The following is a 14,834-nucleotide window of genomic DNA, read 5'->3' as shown; positions in this document are numbered from 1 at the left end:
CGAGGCGGTGATCCTCCCAGAACTCGCCGCCGCCTAAACTAAAACAACTGACCCGCACGGTGTTGAGAAACTCCACCACTCAGCGGGACGTGACCGCCACTCACCCGCAACAACTCTTGGTCGAGTTTCCGAAACCCTGCCGGGTACCCCTGGCCATGGAGCCACGCCAAAGTATCAACAAGCTCGAACCCAGCATCTTCAATCGCCACCGACATTCTGGCGAAAGTTTTTGAATGACCCATCACGACCACGTTCGCTCCCGGCTTCAGAACCCTGCGCAAGTCACACCAGAAACTCTCATCGAAGCAGATCTTCGAACGATCCCAATTAGGGCGTCCCACACCAGGTTCGTTCTTGGTCAGGGAAATTCCGTAAGGCGGATCTGTGATCAATGCATCAAAATGAGCGTCCGGAAAAGCGGCAATAACCGCGCGAGCTTCGCCATGTATGACCGAAATGAAATCGCGGTTCATCAGAAAGGGAGCGCTCGGTCAGCGGTGACGGAAACTAGCCCAGCGCCGTCTACCGGGTTTCGGCATTCTCCGTGCGCCCAGACCCTCCAGCGGCTTCGATCTGCGCTCTCGAAGCCGATACCGGACATGAACGAGCCAACCCGAATCCACGCCCAAGGGAAATTGGCCACTGCGCCCCTCAAGGAACGGGCAACACTCAGCGACTCCGCCAACCTAATCATCGAAACCCCAATTCTTTCGTGCTTCCCCATACGCTTAGCGCTCCGACTTTGGACGCGACGGACTACCCCGAGATTGTTGGCTAACTCTTGATGGGCCGCTTCGTTCCCCTGACGGCCCAATGGCTATTCAGCGAAAGTCTAGGCGCGCGCGCCAGACGCTAAGGGCACCCCCGAAGTCAAATCCAGCTTCTACTGATTTCCTAAATGGTCCGAATTGGTAATCTTGGCGACACCCGCAAACACATCCGTGTTGCTGTAGTGATGGAATCGGTCGGGGGAATCCTCGCAGCTCTCACTATCGCGACCGACACTGCGGGCTTCGCGCAGCTTTTCAAGTGGGCTGACGATTTCGCGAAGATCATCGCCTTCGGGATCGAGGTCACTGGCTCCTACGAGGCTGGTCTCACCTCGTCCCCCTGGCGCGACGGGCACAAGGTCATCGAGCTCTCTCAACCCGACCGGCGCCTGCGCCGACACAATGGCAAGTCCCACACAGCCTCGAGGCGGAAAACCCAGCCAGAGCCGTCCTCGCCGGGGTCGCAACAGCGATCCTGAGGACCGCAGACGAGATGATCCGCCAACGTTCGTGGCAACGGGCTCACCACCGTCTTGTTTCTAGTGGAAGTTCTCATCGAAGTTCTCTAAATCCCGGTGAAATAGTGAGCGGGCTCGCGCTCGATATGGTCGTGCACCATAGATGGTGTAGCCCGGGGTGGCTGGTCGTTTGCGTCTTGGACGCGGGCGCGAATCCGATCCGTAATCACTTTGTGAGAGAAATGCACCGATTTCTGTTGCCTCGAAAGGTCGATTTGCCGAGACGGTAGTCGTTTCATCGGGATGTAGATCGTTGAGTTTTTCGCCTCGCCAACCCAATCGAGCCCTATTTTTTCTCATCGGCGATTAGCACCGCGCATGTACCTGTTGCGCGAGAGGAAGGCCCTCCAGCGCAACAGCTCGGGAGGGCTGGCCAATATGGAAATCGACATTCAAAGCTCAGACTTTCGCCTTTGGAACATCGCCGAGGTCGCCGCTTCCCTCGGCGTCAGCGCTAAGTTCATCGAAAAGTTGCGCACTGCCGGGGATTTCATCCCCGCTATCGTCATCGGTCGGTGCGTACGCTGGGACCCCTCAGCCGTCCAGGCCTACGCACACAGCCTGACGGAGAAGGCAGCAGCAGCATGAGCAATCTCGGCCGGCCGGGAAAGCCCCGGGGCGAGTTGGGTCCTGTCCGGTACAAGACGATATTGGTTCCCGGAACAAAGAAGATTCTCAGTGTGACTGCGGCCGTCGCCGTCGTCGACCCGGACGGTGTTAGCCGTTCCGTAAAGCGAACGCGTGCCACGCAGGCAGAAGCTAAGACAGCCGTCATCGCCGCCGCCCTGGCGCGTGTGTTCAGTATCGGAGCACACCGCGGCATCGATGCGAAGACCCCTATCGGCGAGCTGGTCGACCTCTACCTAACGGACCTAGAGCGGGACATCAAACTGTTACCGCAGTCGAAAGAGCGCTACCGGCAGACCGCCATGGGCATTCGCAAGACTTGGCTAGCTCTGCCTGTCTCTGAACTCGATGCGGGTACTGTCGTTGTGCATCTCGAACGGCTCGAGGAGACCAGCCCATCGGGTGCACGATTGTGCCGAACCGTTCTGCGCAAAGTGCTCCGCGCCGCACTACGCGCAAACGCCGTCACTTCGAACGTCGCTTGGCGTGCGGACGTCGCGCTCAGCGTCCCGCGAAAGAACCCGCGCGCTCTCACAACCTCAGAAATCCGGCTTCTGCACTTGCTAATCGAACGGTGGATTGCGCGTCAAGCTGCGACCGGACCGCGCCGAACCAACGACCTAGTCGAAATCATCGACGTGATGCTCGCCACCGGGTGCCGCATCAGTGAGGCGTTGGCGCTGCGCCGGAGCGACGTCTACGTCGATGGCAGCGACGTCTTCATCGACCTGACCGGGACCATCGTCTACTCGAAAGGCGTCGGCAGCTACCGTCAAGAGACAACAAAGAACGGGGCCACTGCGAAGCACATACGCCTTACCTCAGCAGCCGCGGCGGCCTTACGTCGGAGGGCGCTAAGCGGCGAGCATGAGCTGCTCTTTTCCACCCGCAAAGGCGGTGCGTTACAGCAACAGAATATTTCCAAACAACTGAGGCAAGTCGTCACTGGCACCGAGCTCGAGTGGCTCACGTCGCATGTTTTCCGTAAGACAAGCGGCACCGCGGTCTACCGCGCGAAGGGAATCGACGCTACGCAAAGGCACCTGCGGCATCTGTACCGGGCTACTACCGAAGGTGTTTACGTAGAGAAGGGAACCCAGGCAGAGGACCACACTGAAGTTCTTGAAATGCTCGTAAACAACCCTGAGTAAGCTGCGCCGCAGGAAGCCCCGCGCCGAAGAATCGTTCGGGTCAAGCGGGGCTTTTCTTGCGTCGGACATGCGTGGCCCTGAAGTGACTCACACGAGATTTACGCGCACATATCGAGCACATCACCACAGCGAGGGCTACATACTTTGAAAAGTCGGACTCTGACCAGCATTTAAAGCTGGGGTACCTGGACTCGAACCAAGAACAAAAGAATCAGAATCTTCCGTGTTGCCAATTACACCATACCCCACCGCACTCCGGACGAACCCGAGCCGACTAGTCACTCTAACCTACCGGCGGGGGGTCGCCCAAATGCTGGGCCGAGCTCTCGGCGAGGCGTGACAGAATTCCATCGAACCTCTCGCACATCTCCACACTTCGCTGAATCGAGCCGGCCACGCCTTCCCTTCTCACCTTCTTCACCACGTGGCGATTCGACGCCGTGTCTGTGGGGGTCATCGTGCTCGCCGCAGCCCTCTACTCCGCGGGCGTGTTGTCGTTGCGTCGGCGGGAAGTGCCGTGGCCGGGCATCCGCACCGTCTGGTTCTTCGCGCTGGGTCTCGGCTCGTTCGCCGTCGTGAATCTGGGGTTTCTCGGCGTCTGGAGCATGGACCTCCGCTGGGCTTTCACCACCCGGATCGCCCTGCTCCTCTTCGCCGTGCCCGGCCTGCTGAGCCTCGGCGCACCCGTCGCGCTGGCGAGGCTGGTGCTCACCGGCGGCTCGCTTCACCGGATGGATGCCGTGATGCATTCGTGGCCCGTGCGGCTGGCGGGCAACGCGGTATTCGCTCCCCTGTTCGCGCTTGTGGCCTTCTCGGTGTTCCTCACGCCGCTGGCGGGCAGCCTGCGCGAGAATGCCTTCGCGGGCGCTGCGCTCACGGTGGCGGTGCCCCTGGTGGGTCTCCTCATGGTGCTGCCGATCGTGGAGAACAGCACGCAGCACACAAGCTTCTTCATCACCGTGGAGTTTCTCTTCGTCTTCGTCGAGTTGGTGGTCGACGCGATTCCGGGCATCCTCCTGCGCCTGAACAACCATGTGCTCGATGGGCTCGGCCAGGTGGCGGGTTCACTTCCCGCGTGGTTCCCCTCGGCGTATCACGACCAGCATCTCTCGGGCGACCTGCTGTGGTTCATCGCAGAGGTCGCGGATGTGCCGGTGCTGATCCTGATGTTCCTGCGGTGGTCGCGCGTCGACCGTTCGGAAGCGAAGGCGCTCGACGCGCTGACCGACGAAGAGATGGATGCGCTCACCCGCGAGCACCTGCGGGGGCCGCGCGAGTAGACCGCCGGTCGAGCGGCTTCCCGGTGGTCGAGTAGCGAGCGCCAGCGAACGCACCGAGGCCGCGCACGCGACGACCAGCTCTCGATAGGGACGCCGAGCGTCCTAGTCGCCCAGCCGAGCACCCTAATCGCCCAGCGGAGTGCCCTACTCGCCCAGCGACGCGGCCAGGCGGGAGAGTCGCGCGAGCGTCGACTCCTTGCCGAGCAGCTGCATCGACTCGAAGAGCGGAGGGCTGATCCGCTTGCCAGAAAGAGCCGTGCGCAGGGGGCCGAATGCGATCCGGGGCTTGAGCCCGCCGCCGTCGATCAGCTCGGTGCGCAGCACCCGCTCGATCTCGGCGTGGGACCAGTCGTTCAGCTGTTCGAGCGCGCCGACCGCGGCATCGAGGATCTCGGCCGAGCCCGCCGGGGGCGTCGCGTCCGCGTCCACCTCGATGGAGTCATCCGGGGCGAAGAAGAATCCGAGCAGAGCCGGCGCCTCGCCGAGTAGCTGCATGCGCTCCTGCACGAGCGGGCCGGCCTCACGCAGGATCGCCTGCTCGGTGCCGGTGGGCGGATCGGCGACGAGCCCCGTCAGGTGCGGAAGAAGACGCTCCACGAACACGTCCGGAGCGAGCAGACGGATGTGGTCGCCGTTGATCGACTCGGCCTTCTTCAGATCGAAGCGGGCCGGATTGGGGTTCACGTCGGTGATGTCGAATGCGGCGACCATCTCGTCAATGCTGAACACATCGCGGTCGTGGCTCAGTGACCAGCCGAGCAGCGAGAGGTAGTTGAGCAAGCCCTCGGGGATGAAGCCGCGTTCGCGGTGATGGAACAGGTTCGACTCCGGATCCCGTTTGGAGAGCTTCTTATTGCCCTCCCCCATCACGTACGGCATGTGGCCGAAGCGCGGGATGGCGCTCGCCACTCCGATCTCGATGAGGGCGTGATAGAGCGCGATCTGCCGGGGTGTGGAGGAGAGGAGATCCTCACCGCGCAGCACGTGGGTGATGCCCATGAGCGCATCATCCACCGGATTGACGAAGGTGTAGAGCGGGGCGCCGTTCGGTCGAACGACCACGAAGTCGACGAATGACCCGGCGGGGAACGTGATCTCGCCACGAACCAGGTCGTCGAACGAGAGGTCGGTATCCGGCACGCGGAGGCGGAGGGCCGGCGCGCGGCCTTCGGCGCGGTAGGCGGCCTTCGCCTCCTCGCTCAGGTCGCGTTCGAAGTTGTCGTAACCCTGTTTCGGATCGCGCCCGTTCTGGATGTTGCGGGCCTCGATCTCCTCCGCCGTGGCGAAGCTCTCATAGAGGTGGCCGCTCGCCCGAAGTCGCTCGATGAGGCTCGCGTAGATCTCGCCGCGCTGGGACTGCCGGTAGGGCCCGTCGGGACCGCCGACGCCCTCGCCCTCGTCCCACCCGATGTTCAGCCAGCTGAGCGCATCGAGAAGCTGAAGGTAGCTCTCCTCGCTGTCGCGCGCGGCATCCGTGTCCTCGATGCGAAAGACGAGCTTGCCGCCGGTGTGACGGGCATAGGCCCAGTTGAAGAGGGCCGTGCGGATGAGTCCCACGTGCGGGGTTCCGGTGGGCGAAGGACAGAAACGGACGCGGACGTCGGCTCCGGTGGCTGTGCTGAAGGAGGGTGACATGGCGCATCAATCCTACCGGGGGCGGTTTTGCGCCAGCGAGCGCTCACTGACCGTTGGGAGCCGTCGCGGTCGAGGCTGGCCATGCCCGACGATGAGTGGCTGTCGCCGGAGACGGTGGCATCAGCGCGCGCGCTCCCAGGCCCGGCGGCTGAGGACGATTCCTATCACGAGGGAGGCGACGATCGTGCCCCCGAGCCCGCCGAGCGTCAGCGCGTGCCAGACCGCGAAGCCGGATAGGGATCCAACGATCGCGAAGAAGCCGAACAAAACCACCCCGACAGCGGCGGGTGCCGTCGTGGCGATCATCTTCTCGCGGCGGGTCCACAAGGGCGAGGCCCACAGCAGCATGATGCCTGCCACCCACCCGGCGAGCGGCACCACCAGGCCGCCGAATTCGAGGAGCACTGTCGTCACGACGACATACCAGCGTTTCTCGGATGCCCGGGGCGGGCCGAGGCGCGGGGTCGCCGATGGTGGGACTGTCTGTGTCGAGCGCGGCTGCGTGCCAGCTCGCTGTGTCGCAACCGGCAGGTTCGTGGCCGGTGACGCCGCTGTCGGGGTCTCGGCGCCAGCTCGGGCCTCAGCGGCAATGAACACGGGGTCGCCCAGGGACTCGATGCGGGACGCTGCGGCCTCGGCATCCAAGCCCTGCAGCTCCTCCGCAACTCCCGCCACGATGCCCTGCCGCACATCATCGGTCACGCCGGACAACTCGCGGTCGAGCTCGGCGAGGTAGTCGCTGATCGCTTGAGGGATATCGGCTTCTGTCATGGGGTGTCCTCTCCGACGAGTTCCTGGACGGTGCGGGCGAACGGCCCCCACTGCTCACGGAAGGCCGCGAGCTGGAGATGTCCGATTTCGGTGACGCGGTAGTAGCGGCGAGAGGGGCCTGCGTCTGAGTGCCGATCGAATCCGCTGACCAGACCCTGGGTTCGGAGCCGACTGAGGATCGGGTACAGCGTGCCAATGCTGGCGATCAGTCCGCGGGACACGAGAGCCTCCGAGAGCTGCCAACCGTAGGTGGGCTCAGCGGAAAGCAGTCCCAGGATGCAGTACTCGACCACTCCCTTTCGGAGCTGCGCGCCCACGTCCACTGTCATGCATCACACGTTAGCTTGCCTCGCACGCTAGCGCAAACGGCACGGCGCCAGTTTCGTTCCTTCGCGGCATTCCCACTCGGGCCGGATCACTCGACACAAAGGAAAACTGTGCTCCGGATCGCGAATCGCGAGCAGTCGCTCAGGAGAGGTACACCGCGGCAAGGGCGAGACCGAGGATGACGATCCACGACACGAGTCCGGCCGCGACCGCCCGCAGGCCGGAGCGCGCGAGCTGCTCGATGCGCAGCGAGGCGCCGATGCCGAAGAGCGCGGCAGCCAGGAGGGCCGACTGCACGATATCCGCGATCGCCAGCACTGTTTCCGGCAACGGCACGAACGATCGAAGCAGAACGGCAACGAGGAACCCGATGATGAACAGCGGCACGATCGGCGGTCTCTTGGTGGAGACACGCGCCGAGGCATCCGCTGCGGCATCACGCCGACGAGTCTGGATCGACGCTACCGCGACCATGGGCGCGAGCATCAGCACGCGGGTGAGCTTGACGACCACCGCGACCGCGAGAGCGGCCGCGCCCGCGGTCTGGGCGGTGGCGACCACCTGGCCGACGTCGTGCACGCTCGCTCCGACCCAGTGGCCGAACTGGCGGGCGTCGAGTTGGAACAGGGCCGCCAGCGCGGGCAGCACGACGATCGCCAGCGTGCCATACAGGGTGACGAGCGTGATCGGCGTGCCGGTGTCCCTCTCCGGGGACCGCCGAGCGGCAGCCATCGCGCCGACCGCCGACACTCCGCAGATGGAGAATCCCGCCGCCATGAGCACGGCCTGGTCGCCCTCCAGCCGGAACGCGCGTCCGATCAGCCAGGTTATGACGAAGCTCAGGACCACGAGAACCACGATGGCGAGGATCGCGACCCAGCCGAGGCGAGCGATATCGACAAGGCTGAGCTTGAGCCCGAGCACCACGATGCCGAGTCTCAGCAGTCGACGACTCGCGACGGCAAGACCGGGGGCGAGAGCGCCGTCCAAGCCGCGACGGAGTGGCGGGATCGAACCGACGATCACCCCGAGGATGAGCGCGGCAGTGAGCCAGGGCAGGCCGGGGAGCAGCAGATGCAGCCCGAAGCCGGCCGCCGCGCCGACGGCCGCGAGGGCGAGACCGGGGAGCCAGCGAAGACGTGTCATGGGGTGGGTGTCCTGGTAGGGGGCTTGATGCGGGTATCGACCCGGTCGCGGAGCAAGCTACTCGACCGGCGGGTCACGTGCGGAGACACCGGTCGGGCGCGGCGGCGGCGGGGCGTGTTGCGGCGGCCGATCGGGGGCGGGGCTGATCCAGCGCAGCACGACGCGGGCCCCGCGCGGCGCGAGCCGGCACGGTGCGCGCCGGCACGGTGCGCGCCCGGATCGCGCCTGCATCCCATCGAGTCGGGACTGAATGCGACTCCGGCCCATCACAGGTCGCATTTTCTCCCGACTCGAATTCCACAGAATCCGGATGCCGGATCGAGTCGGGAGGAGCTGCGGGTTGAGGGGCCATCGGGGCCGCATCGAGTCCCGAGTCGAATCCCGGACCGAGGGCGGGGGCCACAGTGACGCCGGCCATGACGCCGGTCAGGGCACGAGGCTCGATACGGTCGACGGGCGGCCCACTCGACCACCGGACGACGCGGGTCGAGTAGGCAGCGACGAAGGAGCCGCCGCATCGGGACCGCGGGACGGGGCGAGTCACACCCGGTTCTTCGCCGGATTGCTGAGCGTGCCGATTCCCTCGATGGTGATATCGATCGTCTGGCCGTCGAGGAACCCGCCGAGGCCCGCCGGTGTGCCGGTCATGATCACGTCGCCGGGAAGAAGAGTCCAGACATCCGATACGTATTCGATGATCTCGGGGATCTTGTGCAGCATGTCCCTGGTGTTGCCGTGCCGGCGCGGCTCGCCGTCGACGTAGGTCTGGATCTCGAGGTTGGACCAGTCCAACTCGGTCTCGATCACGGGACCGAGAGGAGCGAAGGTGTCGTACCCCTTCGCACGGGCCCACTGTCCGTCGGCGAACATCTGGTCGCGGGCGGAGATGTCGTTGCCGATGGTGTAGCCGAAGATCACGTCCGCGTAGTCCGCGGCCTTCACCCGCTTGGCGATCTTGCCGATCACGATCACGAGTTCGCCCTCGTGCACGATCCGCCCCTCGACGGGCGGCATCTGGATCGTGTCACCCGGTCCCACGACGGCGGTGTTCGGCTTGAGGAAGATGAGCGGCGCCTCGGGAGAAGCCGCGTCGTTCTTGAGCTCATCGCGGTGGGCCGCGTAGTTGAGGCCGATGCAGACGACCTTGGAGCGAGGGATGACCGGGGCCAGCAGCTTCACGTCGGACGCGGCGACGCGCTCCCCCGTGGTGCCGAATCCGCTGAACATGGGGTCGCCGGAGAGCACGACGTAGTCGTCCCCGTCGAGGATGCCGTAGCGGGGATCCCCGCCGTCGACCGAGAAGCGCGCGATTTTCACTGTGCCGCCGAATCCGAAACCGTCGCCGAATCGTCGCTGTCGAGCCGCATTATCCAGCCGTGCCGGTCTTCGACCGTGCCGTACTGGATGCCGGTGAGTTCTTCGCGAAGCGACAACGCGAGTTCCGTGCTCTCGTGCCTGATCTCGAATCCCTCTGCCTTGAGCAGGCCGATCGGCGCAACGACCGCCGCCGTGCCGCAGGCGAAAGCCTCGACGATGTCGCCGGATGCCGCGCCCTCCCGCCATTCGTCGATGGTCACCCGCCGACGTTCGACCGTGTGGCCGCGGTCCTCGGCCAGCTGAAGGATCGAGTCGCGCGTGATGCCCTCGAGGATGCTGTCGGATGCCGGGGTGAGGAGCGTGCCATCCTTCTTCACGAGCACGATGTTCATGCCACCGAGCTCCTCGAGGAACTTCTCCTCCTCGGAGTCGAGGAAGAGCACCTGGGCACAGTCGTGCTCGTATGCCTCGGCCTGGGCGATGAGCGACGAGGCGTAGTTGCCACCGGTCTTCGCCGCGCCCGTTCCGCCCTTTCCGGCGCGCGAATAGGTGGTCGAGAGCCAGATGGACACGGGGGCGAGACCGCCGCTGAAGTACGCCCCAGCCGGGCTCGCGATCACGTAGTAGTTGACCTTCTCTGCCGGGCGCACGCCGAGGAAGGCCTCCTTGGCGAACATGAATGGCCGAAGGTAGAGGCTGGTGTCCGGCGCCGTCGGCACCCAGGCGCCATCGGCGGCGATGAGTTCCCGAAGCGAATCGAGGAAGTACTCCGTCGGTAGCTCGGGAAGGGCGAGACGGCGAGCCGAGCGCTGCATCCGCGCGGCATTGGCCTCCGGGCGGAAGCTCCAGATGGAGCCATCGGCGTGGCGGTAGGCCTTCAGCCCCTCGAAGATCTCCTGCCCGTAGTGCAGCACAGCAGCGGCGGGGTCGAGTTCGATCGGACCATAGGGCTGCACCCGCGGGCGATGCCAGCCGCCTCGCGCGGACCAGCAGATGTCGACCATGTGGTCGGTGAAGTGCTTGCCGAACCCCGGATCGGAGAGGATCTCGGTGCGCTCGAGCTCGGCGAGCGCCTCGGGGTTGAGCCGACGGGTGAAGTTGAGTGTTGCCGGAGCGAGCAGGTTTTTCATGGAGTCCCTATTTCTTACGAACCAAAATTCTGGCAGATCTTAAGTGTGCGGCAGTTGCGAGCGGATGGCATCGCCGACCTGCGAGGTGCTTCGTGCCGCGGCGCCGCGCGAGGCGAGATCGACGGTGACCGCCGCGGTGACCTGCGCCGCGGCATCCGGCAGTCCCAGGTGATCGAGCAGGAGCGCGACCGACAGGATCGCCGCGGTCGGATCGGCCTTCTGCTGGCCGGCGATGTCGGGAGCCGAGCCATGCACCGGCTCGAACATCGACGGAAACGTGCCCTCGGGGTTGATGTTGCCCGACGCGGCGAGTCCGATGCCGCCGCTGATCGCGGCCGCGAGATCGGTGAGGATGTCGCCGAAGAGGTTGTCTGTGACGATCACGTCAAACCTAGCCGGGTCGGTCACGAGGAAGATGGTTGCGGCGTCCACATGCAGATAGTCGACTTTCACGGCCGGGTACTCGGCCGCGACCCGGTCGACGGTGCGCTGCCAGAGGCTGCCGGCGTGCGTGAGCACGTTGGTCTTGTGCACGAGCGTGAGCTTCTGGCGAGGGCGAGCGGATGCCGCGGCGAAGCCGTAGCGCACGAGGCGCTCGACGCCGAACGCCGTGTTCACCGACACCTCGTTCGCCACCTCGTGCGGCGTGCCCACGCGGATCGCACCCCCGTTGCCCACGTAGGGCCCCTCGGTGCCCTCGCGCACCACGACGAAGTCGACGGTGCCGGGATCAGCGAGCGGGGAGACGATCCCCGGCAGGAGACGGGTCGGACGCAGGTTCACGTAGTGGTCGAGGGCGAAGCGGAGTCGAAGCAGCAACCCGCGTTCGATCAGTCCGCCGGCGAGACGCGGATCCCGGGGATCCCCGCCCACAGCGCCGAGCAGGATGGCGTCGTGCTTCTTGAGTTCATCGAGACCGGCATCGCTCAGGATCTCACCGGTGGCGAGGTAGTGTGCGGCGCCGAACGGGAAGAGCGTGGTGGTGAGCTCCACGTCCACCGGGATCACCGCTTCGAGCACCTTCACCGCCTCACCGACCACCTCCGGACCGATTCCGTCACCGGGGATGAGGGCGAGGGCGATGCTGCGGCGCATGGGATGACTCCAGGGGAAGAGAGCTGGTGAACGGGGCGTTCCGGTTGATTCTGGCCCGCTCCCAGCGTACCCGCAGGAGATTATCGCAAATCTTACCCCCCTTTTAGGGGGCATACGGTTACCATTAGTGGTGGACACTGATTGTGTGTGCCGCCTCTCGGCGCACATTCACTCACCAGGGCAGCACCGAAAGGACTCATCATGGGTATCGGTACAGGCATTTTCCTTTTCGTCGTCGGCGCTATCGTCGCATTCGCCATCAGCCTCACTGTTCCGGGGGTCGATCTGCACCTCATCGGATACCTCCTTATGGGAGCCGGCGTCGTCGTCTTCCTCATCTCGATCATCATGGTCTCGCGCAAGCGCTCGACGGTGTCGACCACGCGCACCGCGGTGGACCCGACAGGCAACGAGAAGATCACCAGCCAAGAGACTCGGGGCGACGTGGTCTAGTCCCACGACACGAACCGACGCGTCCCCTCCGATTCGGGTTCGGACGGGGGCGCGTCATCGTTGTGGGCGCGCCATAGTTTGAGCGCGTCAAAGCTTCAGAGCTAGATGTCGAGAACGAGTTCCGGTGTTGTCGCCCGCGACACACACGGGTACATGATGCCGACGCGATCCTTCTCGTCGTCGTCGACGACCGAATCGAGATGATCGGGAAGGCCGCTCACCACTCGCACCTCACAGGTGCCGCATACCCCCTTGCGACAGGAGCCGAGAATGGGGAGGCCGTTTTGCTCGAGCGCCTCGAGGATGCTCTGGCCGGCCGGCACGTCGAAGTTCTTCTTGCTCTTGCGGCAGCTCACCATCACGGGCTGGGGACCACCGATCGCCGCGCGTTCCACGGGCTGGAAGCGCTCGAGGTGCATGCGCTCCCGCGGCACAGCCGCTGCCACCCGCACCATGAGTGCCTCGGGGCCGCAACAGTAGACATCCGTCTCCACCGCCTCCAGGAACTTCTCGAAGTTGAGCGCCGCGACGTTCTCGTCGGAGGCGTGCACTAGCACACGGCCGGGATAACGGGTGACCAGCTCATCGGCGAAAGCCATCGACTTGCGGCTGCGGCCGACGTAGACGAGGTGCCACTCACGCCTCTGGGGAAGGGATTCGATCATGGCCTTGATGGGCGTGATGCCGATTCCCCCGGCGATGAAGGTGTAGGAGTAGGCGGGTTCCAGTTCGAAATGGTTGAGCGGTCCGGTCACCTCCAGTTCCAGGCCGGGACGCGCATTGGCGTGGATCCAGCTGCTGCCGCCGAGCGAGGGCTGGGTCTGCAACACCGCGATGTCGAAGTGCGACCTGTCGGCGGGATCCCCGCACAGCGAGTACTGGCGCTCGAGACCATTCGGGAGCAAGAGTGTGATGTGAGCCCCGGGGTGCCACACCGGCAGCAGATCGGTGGTGGTCGGCACCAGCCGAAGTCCGAGCACTTCGTCGGAGACTCGGAAGGTCGCAGCCACCCGCATGGTCGTGCGGTCGAGAACGAGGGGTAGCGCGGCGGACCCTGTTGCGAGACCGTCACCCGAACGCACGGTCGTGTCCGACACCGTGGTGTCAGGGACACTTCGCACCGACGCGCTACCCCGGCTTGTAGTTGCCTTCGTGCCGGCCAGCACCCGAACGAGCACCGCCACGACAGTGAGACCGATGATGGAGATCGCCACGATGCGATACCAGAGAGCCGCGACATCCGTTCCCGTGAGGCCGGCATGGAACGAGACCAACACGACGATCAGGTAGCTGGAGTAGTGGATGGCCTTCCAGAACCGCCGCGGAAGCCAGCGCATGAGCAAGGAGGAGCCCTGCACCGCGACGAGAAGGTAGAAGCCCAGGATGCCGATCGCGACGGGCAGCGCTCGATAGTCCGAGGAAAAGGGCACCAGGACATTCGCGACGGAGAAGTGCAGCCATCCATCGAGCATGAGCGTGACCATGTGGATCAACACCATGACGATCGCTGTGCCTCCGAGGTAGCGGTGGAGGTCCTGTAACCACGAGGGGTTGTCGACCTTTCGCAGCACCCGGGTGGAGAGCAGGGTGCCCCACACGACGGACAGCGTCATGAGAGCCCAGGCCACGATCGCACTGGCCCGGGTGATGTACCACCACAGGTGGGGAGAGTTCATGCGTAGTCCTGCCAGTTCGGTGAGGCGTGAAGGGCTCCGTCGCGATCGATGACGCATCCTGCGGCCCCGACGGAGGGGAGCCACGACAGGTAGTCGGGGGTGGGCCTGAGGAAGCCGGGTTTCGTCAGCGTCTCCGCATACCAGCCGTAGGCGGCGATCACGGAGACGGTGTGCGCGTCACTCACCGCGCTTGTTCCGGTGCTGGCATCCATCAGGTGGTGCCGCTCGCCGGGGCCGGAACCCCATCGACGCTTCAGCTGGCTCGAGGTCGCGATCGCCCCCGCGCCGAGTCGGATGATCGCCGCGTATTCGCCGTCGGCATGGGGGTCCTCGAGGCCGATACGCCACCCCTGCGCGCCGGGGGCTTCTCCGGCCACCACGACGTCACCACCGATCTCGGCCATCACGCCCCAGGCGCCTTCGGCGAGCGCGAGTTCGCAGATCAGGTCGGCGGTGAGCCCTTTGCCGATGCCACCGGGGTCGAGTGTGGTGCCCCTGGGCAGCGCGATGGAGTCACCCTCGATCAGCATTCCCCCGATCTCGCCGGGAGCGCGGGCCGAGTCGGGCAGGGAGGTGGATCGCTCGGGATCGACGCGAGAGTTGACATAGCCCGCTTCGAGCAGCTCAGGCAGAAGGGTGGGATCGAAGTCCCCTCCCGTTCGCGCGAAGCCCGCGAGCATCGCGGTCGCGAGTCTCACGGTGAGCGGATCGACGTCCACCGCGTCGCCTTCGGCCCAGTTGAGCCGGGTGATGTCGCTGGTCGGGAGAAACCGGCTCCACAGCCGCTCGCACCGGTGCGCGAGCGCGAAGCAGGAATCGAGCGCCGACGACGCTCCGCCTACCACGGTGATCGTGCTGTGGCCACCCATGTGCGGCTCGCGTCGCATCTTCGCCACCGGTTCTGTTCCGGTCATCTCGAAGACTGCTCGAACGGCATC

The 14,834-nt window shown here is 65.0% G+C and carries 15 protein-coding genes and 1 tRNA gene; 4 read left to right on the top strand and 12 right to left on the bottom strand.

From position 1 onward, the window contains the following. Nucleotides 1–38 precede the first annotated feature (38 nt). Both ABIB54_RS15125 and ABIB54_RS15120 read right to left on the bottom strand, forming a co-directional pair. Nucleotides 39–473: a hypothetical protein gene (locus tag ABIB54_RS15125; protein WP_354576345.1), complete on the bottom strand. Its 435-nt coding sequence runs from the start codon at nt 471–473 to the stop codon at nt 39–41. A gap of 410 nt (nt 474–883) precedes the next feature. After that, nucleotides 884–1,186 (bottom strand): hypothetical protein, encoded by a 303-nt coding sequence (locus ABIB54_RS15120; RefSeq protein WP_354576344.1) that lies wholly within the window; start codon nt 1,184–1,186, stop codon nt 884–886. A gap of 420 nt (nt 1,187–1,606) precedes the next feature. Here ABIB54_RS15120 and ABIB54_RS15115 point away from each other — a divergent pair, with 420 nt between their 5' ends. Next, nucleotides 1,607–1,876, top strand: a complete 270-nt coding sequence (locus ABIB54_RS15115) for a helix-turn-helix transcriptional regulator (protein ID WP_354576343.1) — start codon at nt 1,607–1,609, stop codon at nt 1,874–1,876. Next, nucleotides 1,873–3,066 (top strand): tyrosine-type recombinase/integrase, encoded by a 1,194-nt coding sequence (locus tag ABIB54_RS15110; RefSeq protein WP_354576342.1) that lies wholly within the window; start codon nt 1,873–1,875, stop codon nt 3,064–3,066. The genes ABIB54_RS15115 and ABIB54_RS15110 overlap by 4 nt, the downstream gene beginning before the upstream one ends. 176 nt (nt 3,067–3,242) lie before the next feature. Here the strand turns inward: ABIB54_RS15110 and ABIB54_RS15105 are convergent. After that, a tRNA-Gln gene (locus ABIB54_RS15105) sits at nt 3,243–3,314 on the bottom strand. A 192-nt stretch (nt 3,315–3,506) separates the two neighbouring features. Between ABIB54_RS15105 and ABIB54_RS15100 the strand changes: the two genes are divergently transcribed. Then, nucleotides 3,507–4,346, top strand: coding sequence for a cytochrome c oxidase assembly protein (locus ABIB54_RS15100; protein WP_354576341.1), 840 nt, complete (start codon nt 3,507–3,509; stop codon nt 4,344–4,346). A gap of 144 nt (nt 4,347–4,490) precedes the next feature. On the opposite strand, the gene gltX is transcribed toward ABIB54_RS15100, so the two are convergent. The 7 genes from gltX to ABIB54_RS15065 form a co-directional block, all read right to left on the bottom strand. Then, nucleotides 4,491–5,981 carry a glutamate--tRNA ligase gene (gene gltX / locus ABIB54_RS15095; protein WP_354576340.1) on the bottom strand — a complete coding sequence of 497 codons (1,491 nt, stop codon included), beginning with the start codon at nt 5,979–5,981 and terminating at the stop codon, nt 4,491–4,493. Nucleotides 5,982–6,101: 120 nt separating this feature from the next. Next, the gene (locus ABIB54_RS15090) at nt 6,102–6,752 is read right to left on the bottom strand and encodes an HAAS signaling domain-containing protein (protein ID WP_354576339.1); all 651 of its coding nucleotides are present in this window, start codon (nt 6,750–6,752) and stop codon (nt 6,102–6,104) included. Continuing rightward, nucleotides 6,749–7,081, bottom strand: coding sequence for a PadR family transcriptional regulator (locus tag ABIB54_RS15085; RefSeq protein WP_354576338.1), 333 nt, complete (start codon nt 7,079–7,081; stop codon nt 6,749–6,751). The genes ABIB54_RS15090 and ABIB54_RS15085 overlap by 4 nt, the downstream gene beginning before the upstream one ends. Before the next feature lie 139 nt (nt 7,082–7,220). Next, on the bottom strand, nt 7,221–8,225 hold the full coding sequence (locus ABIB54_RS15080) for a YeiH family protein (protein ID WP_354576337.1): 1,005 nt from the start codon (nt 8,223–8,225) through the stop codon (nt 7,221–7,223). 540 nt (nt 8,226–8,765) lie between these two features. Then, complete coding sequence (locus ABIB54_RS15075) at nt 8,766–9,542, bottom strand: fumarylacetoacetate hydrolase family protein (protein ID WP_354576336.1); 777 nt, start codon at nt 9,540–9,542, stop codon at nt 8,766–8,768. Further along, nucleotides 9,539–10,672, bottom strand: a complete 1,134-nt coding sequence (locus ABIB54_RS15070) for a branched-chain amino acid aminotransferase (protein WP_354576335.1) — start codon at nt 10,670–10,672, stop codon at nt 9,539–9,541. Before ABIB54_RS15070 ends, ABIB54_RS15075 begins: the two co-directional genes overlap by 4 nt. A gap of 39 nt (nt 10,673–10,711) precedes the next feature. Further along, the gene (locus ABIB54_RS15065; RefSeq protein ID WP_354576334.1) at nt 10,712–11,767 is read right to left on the bottom strand and encodes a 3-isopropylmalate dehydrogenase; all 1,056 of its coding nucleotides are present in this window, start codon (nt 11,765–11,767) and stop codon (nt 10,712–10,714) included. 201 nt (nt 11,768–11,968) lie between these two features. Between ABIB54_RS15065 and ABIB54_RS15060 the strand changes: the two genes are divergently transcribed. After that, nucleotides 11,969–12,220, top strand: a complete 252-nt coding sequence (locus ABIB54_RS15060) for a DUF6458 family protein (RefSeq protein ID WP_354576333.1) — start codon at nt 11,969–11,971, stop codon at nt 12,218–12,220. A gap of 101 nt (nt 12,221–12,321) precedes the next feature. Here ABIB54_RS15060 and ABIB54_RS15055 read toward each other — a convergent pair whose 3' ends face one another. Together ABIB54_RS15055 and ABIB54_RS15050 are read right to left on the bottom strand one after the other, a co-directional pair. Continuing rightward, nucleotides 12,322–13,896, bottom strand: a complete 1,575-nt coding sequence (locus tag ABIB54_RS15055) for a 2Fe-2S iron-sulfur cluster-binding protein (RefSeq protein WP_354576332.1) — start codon at nt 13,894–13,896, stop codon at nt 12,322–12,324. Beyond that, nucleotides 13,893–14,810 (bottom strand): FAD:protein FMN transferase, encoded by a 918-nt coding sequence (locus ABIB54_RS15050; protein WP_354576331.1) that lies wholly within the window; start codon nt 14,808–14,810, stop codon nt 13,893–13,895. Before ABIB54_RS15050 ends, ABIB54_RS15055 begins: the two co-directional genes overlap by 4 nt. Nucleotides 14,811–14,834: the final 24 nt, after the last annotated feature.

It is taken from the genome of Frigoribacterium sp. UYMn621, assembly GCF_040549525.1.
Taxonomy (GTDB): domain Bacteria; phylum Actinomycetota; class Actinomycetes; order Actinomycetales; family Microbacteriaceae; genus Lacisediminihabitans.
Note: the sequence above shows the minus strand (reverse complement) of the source record. Positions and strands in the feature narration are given on the sequence as shown.

Bases quoted from the DNA above. Each gene is read 5' to 3' on its own strand.
- ABIB54_RS15125 (WP_354576345.1), bottom strand. From the start codon at position 473: ATGAACCGCGATTTCATTTCGGTCATACATGGCGAAGCTCGCGCGGTT.
- ABIB54_RS15115 (WP_354576343.1), top strand. From the start codon at position 1,607: ATGTACCTGTTGCGCGAGAGGAAGGCCCTCCAGCGCAACAGCTCGGGA.
- ABIB54_RS15110 (WP_354576342.1), top strand. From the start codon at position 1,873: ATGAGCAATCTCGGCCGGCCGGGAAAGCCCCGGGGCGAGTTGGGTCCT.
- gltX (WP_354576340.1), bottom strand. From the start codon at position 5,981: ATGTCACCCTCCTTCAGCACAGCCACCGGAGCCGACGTCCGCGTCCGT.
- ABIB54_RS15090 (WP_354576339.1), bottom strand. From the start codon at position 6,752: ATGACAGAAGCCGATATCCCTCAAGCGATCAGCGACTACCTCGCCGAG.
- ABIB54_RS15085 (WP_354576338.1), bottom strand. From the start codon at position 7,081: ATGACAGTGGACGTGGGCGCGCAGCTCCGAAAGGGAGTGGTCGAGTAC.
- ABIB54_RS15080 (WP_354576337.1), bottom strand. From the start codon at position 8,225: ATGACACGTCTTCGCTGGCTCCCCGGTCTCGCCCTCGCGGCCGTCGGC.
- ABIB54_RS15070 (WP_354576335.1), bottom strand. From the start codon at position 10,672: ATGAAAAACCTGCTCGCTCCGGCAACACTCAACTTCACCCGTCGGCTC.
- ABIB54_RS15065 (WP_354576334.1), bottom strand. From the start codon at position 11,767: ATGCGCCGCAGCATCGCCCTCGCCCTCATCCCCGGTGACGGAATCGGT.
- ABIB54_RS15060 (WP_354576333.1), top strand. From the start codon at position 11,969: ATGGGTATCGGTACAGGCATTTTCCTTTTCGTCGTCGGCGCTATCGTC.
- ABIB54_RS15055 (WP_354576332.1), bottom strand. From the start codon at position 13,896: ATGAACTCTCCCCACCTGTGGTGGTACATCACCCGGGCCAGTGCGATC.
- ABIB54_RS15050 (WP_354576331.1), bottom strand. From the start codon at position 14,810: ATGACCGGAACAGAACCGGTGGCGAAGATGCGACGCGAGCCGCACATG.